Origin of the sequence: uncultured Erythrobacter sp. (assembly GCF_947499705.1) — a bacterium.
Classification (GTDB): Bacteria; Pseudomonadota; Alphaproteobacteria; order Sphingomonadales; family Sphingomonadaceae; genus Erythrobacter.
The window spans coordinates 274,434-286,486 of record NZ_CANMPJ010000002.1 but is presented as its reverse complement, the minus strand read 5'-3'; the positions used below and the strand labels follow the sequence as shown (position 1 = coordinate 286,486).

Below are 12,053 nucleotides of genomic sequence, written 5' to 3'. Positions count from 1 at the left end.
GAACGGGACTAGAGGCGTTCCTAGATGACCACACTCAAACCATTTCTCTCCGACAACGCCGCGCCGGTGCATCCCAGAGTCTGGGAAGCGATGCAGGCCGCTGATAGTGCCGACAATCCCTATGATGGCGATGCGCTTTCAGCAGAGCTCGACACGCGCTTCACTGATTTGTTCGGACGTGAATGCGCGGGACTGTGGATCGCTACAGGCACGGCGGCCAATTGCCTCGCGCTGGCGACAATGGTGCAACCGCATGGCGGAGTCGTTTGTCACGAAGAAGCGCATATCGAAGTCGACGAAGGCGGCGCACCGGGTTTCTACCTCCACGGTGCGAAGCTGATGCTGGCTCAGGGTGAAGGCGCAAAGCTGACGCCTACAGCCATCGCCGCGTTGATCGACCCGATCCGTGATGATGTGCATCAGGTTCAGCCGCATGCCATCGCGATCACGCAGGCCAGCGAATATGGCCGCAGCTACACACCCAGAGAACTCGCGGCACTGGCTGAATTCGCCAAGGCGCGCGGACTGGGCCTTCATATGGACGGCGCACGATTTGCAAATGCAGCCGCGTTTCTAGGCGGAGACGCGAGCGCGGCCGCTGGCGGCGTTGATAGTCTGGCCTTCGGTTGCATCAAGAATGGCGCGATGAGCGCGGAAGCGGTTGTGCTGTTCGATCCCGAGCAGGCCGACCTCGTCAAATATCGCCGCAAGCGTGCTGGCCATCTGCAATGCAAGGGCCGCTATCTCGCCGCGCAAGTGCTGGCGATGCTGGAGGACGATTTGTGGCTCGACAATGCGCGCCACGCCAACGCCGCAGCAGCAGAGATTGCGAGTGGCTGTGGCGATCGTCTGATGCATCCGGTCGAAGCCAACGAGCTGTTCGTGCGGCTATCGCCGGAAGAGCGCGAGGCATTGCGTGCGCAGGACTTCGCTTTCTACGACTGGGGCGATGACGCCGCGCGCTTCGTGACCGCATGGGACACCAAGGCCGAGGATGCAGCCGCCTTGGGCAAGGCAATCGCCGCCCTATGAGCATACAAACGTGAGCGCCGCTCAAGCGCCGATGCTGAGCTGGCGGGTAATACTGCCATTCATCCTCACCGGTTCGATCTGGGGATCGACGTGGTTTGTCATCACCGGGCAGATCGACGGTGTGCCGGCCGCATGGTCGGTGTTTTACCGATTTGCACTGGCGACGCCCGCGCTGTTTCTGGTCGCATTTCTGATGAAGCGGCGTTTGCTGCTCTCACGGCCTGAACACATGCTCGCCGCCTTGGTCGGAATTTTCCAGTTCAGCGGCAACTTCCTGTTCGTCTATCACGCCGAATTGTTCGTGACTTCAGGCATCGTCGCGATGATGTTCGGTCTTCTGATGGTGCCCAATGCCTTGTTCGGCAGGGTCTTCCTTGGCGAGCGCACCCATCGTGGGTTCTGGATCGGCAGCATGATCGCCATCATCGGCGTTTCGTTCCTGCTTGTGCACGAATGGCGTGCCAATCCCGATGCCGGGGTTGTGGGAGGTAACGTGGCGCTTGGCATCGGGCTGGCTTTGCTGGGTATCCTCGCCGCATCCGTCGCCAATGTCATTCAGGCCAATCCGACAGGGCGCGCCGTGCCAATGGTCAGCCTGCTCGCCTGGGCGATGCTCTATGGGACGGTGTTCGACCTCGGCTTTGCAGCGCTGACTGCTGGGCCACCTCCGCTGCCGACCAATCCCGAATATTGGGCCGGGATCGTCTATCTCGCGCTGATCGGATCGGTGGTGACATTCCCGCTGCACTACAATCTCGTGCGCGAGATCGGGGCAGGGCGCACGGCTTACAATTCGATCCTGACGATCTCGGTCGCGATGCTGATCTCGACCCTGTTCGAGGGGTACCAATGGACGTGGCTGACCGCGAGCGGGATGGTGCTCGCGGTGATCGGGATGGTGCTGGCCCTAAGGTCGAAGCAGCAACGATAATGTCTCGTCATTGCGAGCGAAGCGAAGCAATCCATGGCCAGCCCTTGCACCTCGTCGCAACTTGCCGGTCCATGGATTGCCGCGTCGCTTCGCTCCTCGCAATGACGAGCTACAGGAGTGAGGCGAGTCCTTCGATGTAGGTCGGGAACTTCGGTCGCCATCCCAAAATCCGCTTTGCTTTGCCATTCGCGACCCGGCGGTTCTCTGAATAGAACCCGCGCGCCATTTCAGACAGGTTCGCTTCCTCCAGCGTTTCCAACTTTGGCAATTCGACGCCCAGTAACCGGCAAGCATGCTCAGTCACAGCATTACCGCTTGCGGGCAGATCATCGCCAAGATTGTAGGCTCCCGGCGGCGCGTCTTGCCGGAATGCCGCGACGACTCCGCTGACGATGTCATCGACATGCACGCGGCTGAACACTTGTCCCGGAAGGTCGATCCGCCGCGCGCGGCCGTCCTTCACCCGGTCGAGCGCGCTGCGGCCCGATCCGTAGATCCCCGGCAGGCGGAACACCCGCGCCTCGATTTCCAGCCAGCGCGCATCGGCATCGGTGCGTGCGTTGCGACGGCCCGTTCCCGTGGGTGAGGTTTCATCGACCCACGCGCCCTGTTGGTCGCCATAGACCCCGGTTGAGGAGAGGTAGCCTAGCCGTTTGCCCGCAATGTCCTCTGAATAGGTGTCGAGGACGGCATCGCCGCCGCTCTTGCGATCCGGCGGAACCGAAGACAGCACATGGATGCACCCGGTCAATGCCTCGCGCACCGCGGCATGGTCGTCGAAATCCACGTTGCCCGCGCTTCCGGTGGCATCGACTTCCCAACCGCGCGCGCGCAAGTCCGCTGCGATCCGCTTTGCCGTGTAGCCAAGGCCAAAAATGAACAATCGCGCCATGTCGGCCCTACTGCCGCTGGACGCGGGGCCAAATCAATCTAAATCGGTGCCCATGGATATCGCAACCTCCCCGACAAACCCCGAAGGCAACCCCGAACTTGCGGATGCCGCTCCGACGCCAGCCGAGCCGCCGGTGATCCTGCGAAAGGATTATGCGCCCTATCCGTGGCTGGTCCCGCAGACGAAGCTCGCCTTCGATCTTGGCGTGGAGCAGACCCGCGTGATCGCGACCCTGTCGGTCGAGCGGAACCCGGCGGCGGACGCGACCCAGGAGCTACGTCTGAATGGTGATGGCCTGACTGTCGATCGAGTGACCGTCGACGGTGCCGAGGTGAACAGTTGGGTGATGGATGGACCCGATCTGGTCATCACGCTGCCCGGTGAGCGTCACGAAGTCGCGATTGCAACCACTATCGATCCGAGCGCCAACACCACGCTCATGGGTCTCTATGCCTCGAATGGCATGCTCTGCACGCAATGCGAGGCAGAGGGTTTTCGCCGCATCACCTTCTTCCCCGACCGCCCCGACGTGCTTTCGACTTACACTGTGCGGATGGAGGGACCGAAGGCTCAGCTCCCGATCCTGCTCTGCAACGGAAACAAGGTTGCCGAAGGGGAAGGCGAAGGGGGAGCGCACTGGGCCGAATGGCACGACCCATGGCCCAAGCCGTCCTATCTGTTTGCGCTGGTGGCGGGCGATCTGGTCGCCAATTCCGCGCCCTTCACCACGATGTCCGGCCGCGAAGTCGAGTGCAATATCTGGGTCCGCGCCGAAGACCTCGAACGCACCGATCACGCGCTGGAATCGCTTCACCGCTCGATGAAATGGGATGAAGAGACCTTCGGGCGCGAATATGATCTAGACCTCTACAACATCGTCGCCGTCAGCGATTTCAACATGGGGGCGATGGAGAACAAAGGGCTAAACGTCTTCAATACGAAATATGTGCTGGCTGACCCCGACACCGCAACCGATGGCGATTTCGACGCGGTCGAGGGCGTCATTGCGCATGAATACTTCCACAACTGGTCGGGCAACCGCATCACCTGCCGCGACTGGTTCCAGCTGAGCCTGAAAGAGGGTTTCACCGTGCTGCGCGACCAGCTGTTCTCGCAGGATATGCGCGGCGAAGCGGTCAAGCGGATCGAGGATGTGCGCATCCTGCGCGCCGCGCAATTCCCGGAAGATGCCGGGCCGCTCGCCCACCCGATCCGCCCGGACAGTTACCGCGAGATCAGCAACTTCTACACCGCGACCGTCTACAACAAGGGCGCCGAAGTCATCCGCATGATGCGCTCGATGGCGGGCGTGGAGCGTTTCCGCGCAGGCACTGATCTCTATTTCGACCGCCACGACGGCGAAGCGGCGACGTGTGAGGACTTCATCACCGCCATGGAAGACGGCGCGGGGCTCGAGCTCGCACAATTCCGTCGCTGGTACCGGCAGGCAGGCACGCCGCGTGTCGAAGTCAGCCAGGAACTTGGCGATGGTGGCCTTATGCTGACACTCAAACAGACAGTCCCTGACACGCCTGGACAGACCAACAAAGGCGCAATGCCGATCCCGCTGCGGGTCGCGGTGCATTGCCGAGAGACTGGTGCGATCGGCGAAGAGCAGCTCGTGATCCTCACGCTCGACGAGGAGACCTTTACGCTTCCGCTCGCTGGGCCGGTTCCGGTCGTGTCAATCAACCGCGGCTTTACGGCGCCTGTCCTGATCAAACGATCACTGACCCGTGAGGATCTCGTCTTCCTCGCCGCGCAGGATGATGATCCGTTCGCACGTTATGAGGCTCTGCAGGAACTGGCTGTGCAGCATCTCGTCGCCGCGGCTTCGGGCGAACTTGATGAGGCGGGACGGGCAGCGGGCAAAACCGCTATCGGCGATGCGTTCCGTTCGATCCTGATGGACGAGGCGCTCGACGATGCGATGCGCGGTGAATTGATGATGCTGCCGAACGAGACATATCTGTTCGAAGCGATGGCGACGGGCACGCGAAAGGCCGACCCGGGCGCAATTCACCGCGAGCGCGAGCAATTGAAAGCGGCGCTCGGCGTGACACTCAAGCGCGAGCTGGAAAGCCTTTACGCCCGCATCGTCGATGTACCGTTCAATGATCCCGCCGGTCGCGGCGCGCGCAAGCTCAAGACGCAAATCGCCGTGCTGTTCGCCGCAAGCGAACCCGAACGCGCTGCCATCATGGCGTCTCGGCTGTTCGACGAGGCCGACAACATGACCGACCGCCAAGGCGCGTTGATGGTGCTGTGCGGGCTGGAATGTGCCGAGCGTGAAGAGCGTCTGAAGGCGTTCTATGACCGCTTCGAAGGCAATGCGCTGGTCGTAGACAAATGGTTCACTTTGCAAGCACTCTCGCTGCACCCGGATGTCATCAATCAGGTGAGCGCGCTCGCCAATCATCCGGACTTCACGATGAAGAACCCCAACCGCGTGCGCTCGCTCTACATGGCGTTTGCGGGCAATCCGCAGGGCTTCCATTCCGTTGACGGAGCTGGGTATCGGATGATCGCCGATGTCATCATCGCACTCGACCCAATCAATCCGCAGACCGCCGCTCGGTTTGTGTCGCCGCTTGGCAAATGGCGGCGGATCGAGTCAATGCGAGCTGGGCTGATGAAAGCTGAGCTAGAGCGGATTGCCGCGGTTGAGGGGTTGTCGCGCGATACATTCGAACAGGTCTCGCGCAGCCTCGATGGCTGATACATTCGACATTGAGCGCGCCGATGCGCTTGCTGATTTTCCGCATGGCTTTTTTGGCCACGGAGGCGGGCTGCACCAATTCGGCTATGGCGGACCGGGTCTGGTGGAGGAGGTGGGCGCAACTCGTGCTGCCGCCGCGAGTGCTTTGGTAGCTGGCGCGCCAATTGTTACCCCGCATCAGGTCCACTCGCCCGATGTCGTAACCGTTACCGATGAATGGGATGATGCTCCCGAGGGCCGCCCCGTTGCGGATGCTGTGGTGACAGCGAGGCGCGGCATTGTGCTCGGCATAGTGACAGCCGATTGCGGCCCGGTTTTGTTTGCGGACAGGCAGGCAGGTGTTGTCGCTGCGGCCCATGCCGGGTGGCGCGGGGCGCATGGCGGCGTTCTGGAAAACACAATCGCGGCGATGGAAGCGCTCGGCGCGAGCCGCGCTACCATCGCTGCCGCGATCGGCCCGACCATCGCGCAGGCAAGCTATGAAGTCGATGCGCCGTTCCGAGAGAACTTTGGCGAGCAAGACGGCAAGCACTTCGCCGCTGCTCCGGATCGGGCTGGCAGTCCGCGCTGGCAATTCGACCTTCCCAGCTACATCACTGAAAAACTGGCGTTTTGCGGGATCGACAAAATTTCGGACTGCGCCTGGGATACATTCTCACATCCCGAGCGTTACTATTCCTACAGACGAGCCGTTTCCAGCGGTGAGCCAAATTATGGCCGCCAAATCAGCCTGATAGCTTTGGGTTGATCTGTCTCTCCCCGCTGGCTTGCAGCAAAGCGAACAAGGGATGCCGAAAAGACGGTTGGACTCTACGAAGATTGTGGTTATTTGCGCCGCGCCGACGTTTGCTAAAGGCCAATCAAAGGCTACGGACCGTTCCCATGGATGGTCCCATCGTTTCGGCGAGGGATGATTTCAACATGATGCCGCACTGGCGCTCGATCCAGCGTGGCAAGATGAGCAGGGTAAAGAACAATGGCTTCAGCTGGGGCTGGTACCGCAGACATGATTGAAGATGAAGGTGTCCGTCGTCGCGACTGGATCCACATCGCAGCAATTGGCACGGCCGGAGTTGGCGGCGCGGCGACATTGTTCCCGCTCGTAAGCCAGATGGCCCCGTCGAAGGACGTGCTCGCCGAAAGCACGACCGATGTTGACATCTCCGCGATCCAGCCGGGTCAGAGCATCAAGGCGGTGTTTCGCAAGCAGCCGTTGTTTGTAAAGCGCCTGACACCAGAAGAGATTGCCGCGGCCAAGGCCGATGACGGCGCCAATATGCGCGACCCTGAAACGCTGGCCGATAGGACGAAGGAAGGCAACGAAGCCATCCTCGTTACGCTCGGCGTTTGCACGCACCTCGGCTGTGTGCCGCTCGGCGCAGCCGAAGGCGAGAACAAAGGCGAATATGGTGGGTACTTCTGTCCCTGCCACGGATCGCACTACGATGTCGCCGGACGCATCCGTAAAGGACCGGCGCCGACTAACCTCGCTGTGCCGGAATTTGAGTTCACTACCGAAAGCACCATCCGCGTCGGATGATCGTGCGTATCTGATCCGATTATTTTGATTTCACGCTGAAAAAGTCGAGAGAACGTTATGAGTTTCGCCTGGGCAAAGCAGTACGAGCCGCAAACCGGTTTCACCAAATGGATTGACGAGAAGCTGCCGCTTCCGCGTCTGGTGTATAACGCGGTTGGTGCTGGCTATCCGGTGCCGCGCAACCTCAACTACATGTGGAATTTCGGCGTGCTCGCCGGGTTCTTCCTGGTGGTCCAGATTGTCACCGGCGTTGTCCTTGCGATGCACTACGCTGCCAACACCGAAGTCGCATTCGGCACCGTTGAGCACATTATGCGCAACGTGAACTCGGGTTGGCTGATGCGTTATGCGCACGCCAACGGAGCGAGCTTCTTCTTCATTGTGATCTACCTCCACATCTTCCGCGGGTTCTATTATTCGTCCTACAAGGCGCCGCGCGAGATGATTTGGTTGCTCGGCGTGGTGATCTTCCTGTTGATGATGGCCACCGCCTTTATGGGCTACGTGCTTCCATGGGGTCAGATGAGCTTCTGGGGTGCCAAGGTGATTACCGGCCTGTTCGGTGCGATCCCACTTGTTGGTGAGCCGCTCCAGGTGTGGCTGGTTGGTGGTTTCGCCCCTGACAACGCCGCTTTGAACCGCTTCTTCTCGCTGCACTTCCTGCTGCCGTTCGTAATCGCCGGGGTGGTAATCCTCCACATCTGGGCGCTGCACATTCCGGGCTCCTCGAACCCCACCGGCATCGAAGTGAAGAAGGAAAGCGACACTGTACCGTTCCACCCGTATTACACGGCCAAGGATGGCTTCGGGCTCGGTGTGATCCTGATCTTCTTCGCCTTCATGGTGTTCTTCCTGCCGAACATGCTCGGCCACCCGGATAACTATATCGAAGCGAACCCGCTTTCGACGCCGGCGCTGATCGTGCCCGAATGGTACTTCTACCCGTTCTACGCGATCCTGCGCGCCTTTACCGGCGACCTCACCATCCCGTTCACCGGCATCGTCCTGATCCAGGCCAAGCTTCTCGGCGTGATCGCCATGTTCGGCTCGATCCTGCTTTGGTTCTTCCTGCCATGGCTCGACAAGAGCCCGGTGCGTTCCGGCCATTACCGTCCGTTGTTCCAGCGCTTCTTCTGGTTCGGGTTCATCCCGTGCATGGCCGCGCTGTTCTACCTGGGCGGGGCGCCTGCTGAAGAGCCCTATGTGGTGCTCAGCCAGATCGCCACGGCATACTACTTCCTTCATTTCCTGGTGATCCTGCCGATCATCAGTCAGATCGAAGTGCCCAAGCCGCTGCCGTTCTCGATCACCGAAGCGGTGCTCGGCAAGGACGACGACGCTCCGGGTAAGCAGGCTGAAGCTCCGGCTTCAAAGCCCGCTGGCGATCTGCCCGACGGTTCTTTGCAGCCAGCCGAGTAATCGGCTGGTAAAGCCACCCATTCTGATCCGATAACGAGAAAGAATTCGGTCATGACAATTCGCCTTGGAGGCATCATCGCCGGTCTAGTGATCACAGGCATTCTGGTCTTGTGGTCGCTCATCCCCGGCCTCATCAATTACGCCCCGCCAGAGCGCGGAGACTATTACGTCTTCAAGCAAAAGCCGAAGGCGCCTGAGGGCGGGTTTTCGTTCGACGGGCCGCTGGGCAAGTGGGATGTAGCGCAATTGCAGCGCGGATATCAGGTGTACAAGGAAGTCTGCTCTTCCTGTCACAGCCTGAAATTTGTCGCGTTCCGGAACCTCCAGGAACTGACTTATTCCGAAGCCGAAGTGCGCGCCGAGGCAGCTACCTGGTTCGTACCGGGTGTCGACCCGGTCACCGGCGAAGCGACAACGCGCGCTGGCGAACCGACCGACTATTTCCCAAGTCCCTATCCCAACGATGTCGCTGCAGCTGCCGCGAACAACAACGCGATCCCGCCCGATCTTTCGTTGATCACGAAAGCGCGCAAAGACGGTTCGAACTATGTCTATTCGCTGCTCGCCGGGTATGGTGAGCCAGACCCGGAACTGCAGAAGCTGTCTCCCGAGTTTGAGACCCCCGCAGGACTTTACTTCAACCCGTACTTCCCGAACGTGAATCTCGCGATGGCACCGCCGATCGCGGTCGATGGTCTGGTAACCTATGCCGACGGGACCGAAGCGACCATTGATCAGATGTCGCAAGACGTCACCGCCTTCCTGACTTGGACCGCCGAGCCTTCACTGGTGCAGCGCAAGCAAACCGGCTGGTTCGTGATTGGCTTCCTGCTATTCGCTACCGCTCTGGCCTTCCTATCCTACAAGCAGGTCTGGGCCGGGAAGAAACCCAAGAAAAAATAGGCAAATTGTTGCGTTGAATTGAGCGGCGCTCCATCGTCCCAACCGGATGGTGGAGCGCTTTGCATTGGGGGACAGACGATGAACGCAGCGCCACTTTCACCAGCAGAATTGCAAGCTCTGGTTCGCACTGTTCCCGATTTTCCTGAGCCGGGCATTCAGTTCCGCGACATCACCACGCTGATTGGTCACCCTCACGGGCTTTCGTCCAGTATGCACCATCTTTCGGAGATGGCGCGCGCCGCAGAGGCGCAGAAAATTGCAGGGATGGAGGCGCGCGGATTCATCTTCGGCGCAGCGGTTGCAGTGCAGTTGGGCGTGGGATTTGTGCCGGTGCGCAAACCCGGCAAACTGCCGGTTGCAACCATCGGTGTCGACTACGCGCTCGAATACGGGACCGATCGGTTGGAGATGGATCCTGCGGGCGTCGAAGCCGATGAGAGCGTGGTCATCGTCGACGATCTGATTGCGACCGGCGGAACCGCACTGGCGACCGTACAATTGCTCCGCGATGCGGGCGCGAAGGTGGATCAGGCATTGTTCGTCATAGACCTGCCGGACCTCGGCGGTGCAGCAAAACTGCGCGACGCTGGCGTCCAAGTTCGCACGCTGCTTGAATTCGAAGGCGACTAACCGATAGACGCGTATCCGACTGTTTCGGAACCGTGCTCCCGGGCCAACCATTGTCTAAGCGAGGACGCTGACCAAACCTATGGAATCCCAAGCCCTAGTCATTGCCATGATCGGCGCTCTCGGTATCGGGGCGCAGTGGGTCGCTTGGCGCACGGGCTGGCCAGCCATCGTCTTGATGCTCGCGGCGGGTTTCCTTGCCGGGCCTGTTGCCGGAGAGTTCGGCTTCCGCTTGCTCGATCCCGAGGCCGCGTTTGGGGATCTGCTTGAGCCAGCGATCGGGATCGGCGTTGCGCTGATCCTGTTCGAAGGCGGGCTGAGTCTCGACTTGCGCGAATTGCGGCATTCTGGCGTCGCAGTTTGGCGACTTGCGACTGTAGGGGTCCTTGTGGGCTGGGCACTCGGTGCCGCTGCCGGGTTCTATATCGCGGGTATGGTCTGGCCCGTCGCAATCCTGTTTGGCGGCATATTGATCGTGACTGGACCGACCGTGGTGATCCCGCTGCTGAGGCAATCCAATATCCAGACAAGGCCGGCGTCGATCCTGAAATGGGAAGGGATCGTCAACGATCCGACCGGGGCGCTGTGCGCCGTGATCGCCTACGAGTATTTCCGCAAGGTCGCCGAAACGCCCGACGCCTCGCTGGTCGAAGTGGTGCCGCCGCTGATCATTGCCGCGATCATCGCGGGCTTGATCGGTTACGCCGCGGCTCGCCTGATCGCATACCTCTTCCCGCGCGGGGCCGTGCCGGAATATCTCAAGGTTCCGGTTCTCTTCACCACGGTGATCGGCGTGTTTGTGGTCACCAACAAGATCGAGCACGAAGCAGGGTTGGTCGCCGTGACGGTAATGGGTGTCGCGCTCGCGAATATGGGTGTCACCAGCCTGCGTTCGATCCACCCGTTCAAAGAGAATATCGCCGTACTGTTGGTGTCTGGCATCTTCATCCTGCTGGCATCGAGCCTGCAGGTCTCCGATCTCCAATATCTCAACTGGCGCTTCCTTGGGTTCCTGCTCGCCCTCCTGTTTCTGGTCCGCCCGCTCACGGTACTGGTCAGCCTGGCGTTCACGGACATTCCGTGGAACGAGCGCTTCTTCATCGCCTGGATTGCTCCGCGCGGAATCGTGTTGGTCGCGATCTCGGGCCTGTTTGCGCTGCGGTTGACCGACCTTGGCTATAGCGACGGCAACATCCTGATCGGGCTGAGCTTCGCGGTGGTGGTGACGACCATCATCGCCCACGGTTTCTCAGTCGACCTTGTAGCGAAGTGGCTCAAGGTGAAGGGAACGTCGCGTCCCGGCCTGCTGATTGTTGGTTCAACGCCATGGACGATTGCGTTGGCATTGCAGCTCCAGAAGCTTGGCACGCCGATCATGATTGTCGACCCCAGCTGGCAACGTTTGGGCGCAGCCCGGCGCGAAGGACTCCCATTCTATCACGGCGAAATCCTGAACGAAGCGACCGAGCACAACCTCGATCTTGCACCCTTTCAGGTGCTGGTCGCGGCCACCGATAACGAGGCCTACAACGCGCTCGTCTGCAACGAATTCGCGCATGAGATCGGCCGGGACAGCGTGTACCAGCTCGGCGAAAGCGTCGATGAGGACGACAAACACGCCTTGCCGGAAAGCATTCGGGGTCGCGCGCTGTTTGAAAGCGGGTTTGGGGTGACCGACGTCAACGACCGGCAGCAGCAAGGCTGGGTGTTCCGCAAGACCAAGCTGTCCGACGAGTTTGACTTCGAAGACGCGCAGGAAAAACTGCCCGACAGCGCCAACATGCTGCTGCTAGTTCGAAACAGCGGTACGCTGCGCTTTTTCACCCATGCCGCTGTGCCTGAGCCACGCGCGGGCGATACGATACTCTCGTTCTCGCCGCCGCAATTGAAGACGCCTGAAGATATGGCGGCGAAACGCGCGGCCAAGGAAGCGGGCAAAAGCAGCGGCGCAGAGGCGACAGCCAAGCCGCAATCGACGTAAAGGTCGCGG

11 protein-coding genes are annotated in these 12,053 nt (G+C 60.5%); 10 read left to right on the top strand and 1 reads right to left on the bottom strand.

The genetic code is table 11. The features are described from left to right. Positions 1-24: 24 nt before the first annotated feature. Together Q0837_RS14195 and Q0837_RS14190 are read left to right on the top strand one after the other, a co-directional pair. Positions 25-1,032: a low specificity L-threonine aldolase gene (locus Q0837_RS14195; protein ID WP_298470443.1), complete on the top strand. Its 1,008-nt coding sequence runs from the start codon at positions 25-27 to the stop codon at positions 1,030-1,032. A 10-nt stretch (positions 1,033-1,042) separates the two neighbouring features. Continuing rightward, a complete protein-coding gene (locus Q0837_RS14190; RefSeq protein WP_298470441.1) occupies positions 1,043-1,963 on the top strand; it encodes a DMT family transporter in 921 nt (306 codons plus the stop codon). A 109-nt stretch (positions 1,964-2,072) separates the two neighbouring features. Here the strand turns inward: Q0837_RS14190 and Q0837_RS14185 are convergent, their stop codons facing one another. Further along, entirely contained in the window at positions 2,073-2,855 is a 783-nt protein-coding gene (locus Q0837_RS14185; protein WP_298470439.1) for an SDR family NAD(P)-dependent oxidoreductase, read from the bottom strand. A gap of 52 nt (positions 2,856-2,907) precedes the next feature. Between Q0837_RS14185 and pepN the strand changes: the two genes are divergently transcribed. The 8 genes from pepN to Q0837_RS14145 all read left to right on the top strand — a co-directional run bounded on the left by pepN (position 2,908) and on the right by Q0837_RS14145 (position 12,044). Next, entirely contained in the window at positions 2,908-5,574 is a 2,667-nt protein-coding gene (gene pepN, locus Q0837_RS14180) for an aminopeptidase N (RefSeq protein WP_298470437.1), read from the top strand. After that, positions 5,567-6,322, top strand: coding sequence for a peptidoglycan editing factor PgeF (pgeF, locus tag Q0837_RS14175; protein ID WP_298470436.1), 756 nt, complete (start codon positions 5,567-5,569; stop codon positions 6,320-6,322). Before pepN ends, pgeF begins: the two co-directional genes overlap by 8 nt. Before the next feature lie 134 nt (positions 6,323-6,456). Then, positions 6,457-6,588 carry a hypothetical protein gene (locus Q0837_RS14170; protein WP_298470435.1) on the top strand — a complete coding sequence of 44 codons (132 nt, stop codon included), beginning with the start codon at positions 6,457-6,459 and terminating at the stop codon, positions 6,586-6,588. After that, a complete protein-coding gene (gene petA / locus Q0837_RS14165) occupies positions 6,581-7,114 on the top strand; it encodes a ubiquinol-cytochrome c reductase iron-sulfur subunit (RefSeq protein ID WP_298470433.1) in 534 nt (177 codons plus the stop codon). Before Q0837_RS14170 ends, petA begins: the two co-directional genes overlap by 8 nt. Before the next feature lie 57 nt (positions 7,115-7,171). After that, positions 7,172-8,533, top strand: a complete 1,362-nt coding sequence (locus Q0837_RS14160) for a cytochrome b/b6 (protein ID WP_298470431.1) — start codon at positions 7,172-7,174, stop codon at positions 8,531-8,533. Between the two features lie 51 nt (positions 8,534-8,584). Beyond that, positions 8,585-9,436, top strand: a complete 852-nt coding sequence (locus Q0837_RS14155; protein WP_298470430.1) for a cytochrome c1 — start codon at positions 8,585-8,587, stop codon at positions 9,434-9,436. Between the two features lie 78 nt (positions 9,437-9,514). Continuing rightward, on the top strand, positions 9,515-10,066 hold the full coding sequence (locus Q0837_RS14150; RefSeq protein ID WP_298470429.1) for an adenine phosphoribosyltransferase: 552 nt from the start codon (positions 9,515-9,517) through the stop codon (positions 10,064-10,066). A 79-nt stretch (positions 10,067-10,145) separates the two neighbouring features. Continuing rightward, complete coding sequence (locus tag Q0837_RS14145) at positions 10,146-12,044, top strand: sodium:proton antiporter (RefSeq protein WP_298470428.1); 1,899 nt, start codon at positions 10,146-10,148, stop codon at positions 12,042-12,044. The last annotated feature ends 9 nt before the right edge of the window (positions 12,045-12,053 follow it).

Bases quoted from the DNA above. Each gene is read 5' to 3' on its own strand.
- pgeF (WP_298470436.1), top strand. From the start codon at position 5,567: ATGGCTGATACATTCGACATTGAGCGCGCCGATGCGCTTGCTGATTTT.
- Q0837_RS14150 (WP_298470429.1), top strand. From the start codon at position 9,515: ATGAACGCAGCGCCACTTTCACCAGCAGAATTGCAAGCTCTGGTTCGC.
- Q0837_RS14170 (WP_298470435.1), top strand. From the start codon at position 6,457: ATGGATGGTCCCATCGTTTCGGCGAGGGATGATTTCAACATGATGCCG.
- petA (WP_298470433.1), top strand. From the start codon at position 6,581: ATGATTGAAGATGAAGGTGTCCGTCGTCGCGACTGGATCCACATCGCA.
- Q0837_RS14155 (WP_298470430.1), top strand. From the start codon at position 8,585: ATGACAATTCGCCTTGGAGGCATCATCGCCGGTCTAGTGATCACAGGC.
- Q0837_RS14145 (WP_298470428.1), top strand. From the start codon at position 10,146: ATGGAATCCCAAGCCCTAGTCATTGCCATGATCGGCGCTCTCGGTATC.
- Q0837_RS14160 (WP_298470431.1), top strand. From the start codon at position 7,172: ATGAGTTTCGCCTGGGCAAAGCAGTACGAGCCGCAAACCGGTTTCACC.
- pepN (WP_298470437.1), top strand. From the start codon at position 2,908: ATGGATATCGCAACCTCCCCGACAAACCCCGAAGGCAACCCCGAACTT.
- Q0837_RS14195 (WP_298470443.1), top strand. From the start codon at position 25: ATGACCACACTCAAACCATTTCTCTCCGACAACGCCGCGCCGGTGCAT.
- Q0837_RS14185 (WP_298470439.1), bottom strand. From the start codon at position 2,855: ATGGCGCGATTGTTCATTTTTGGCCTTGGCTACACGGCAAAGCGGATC.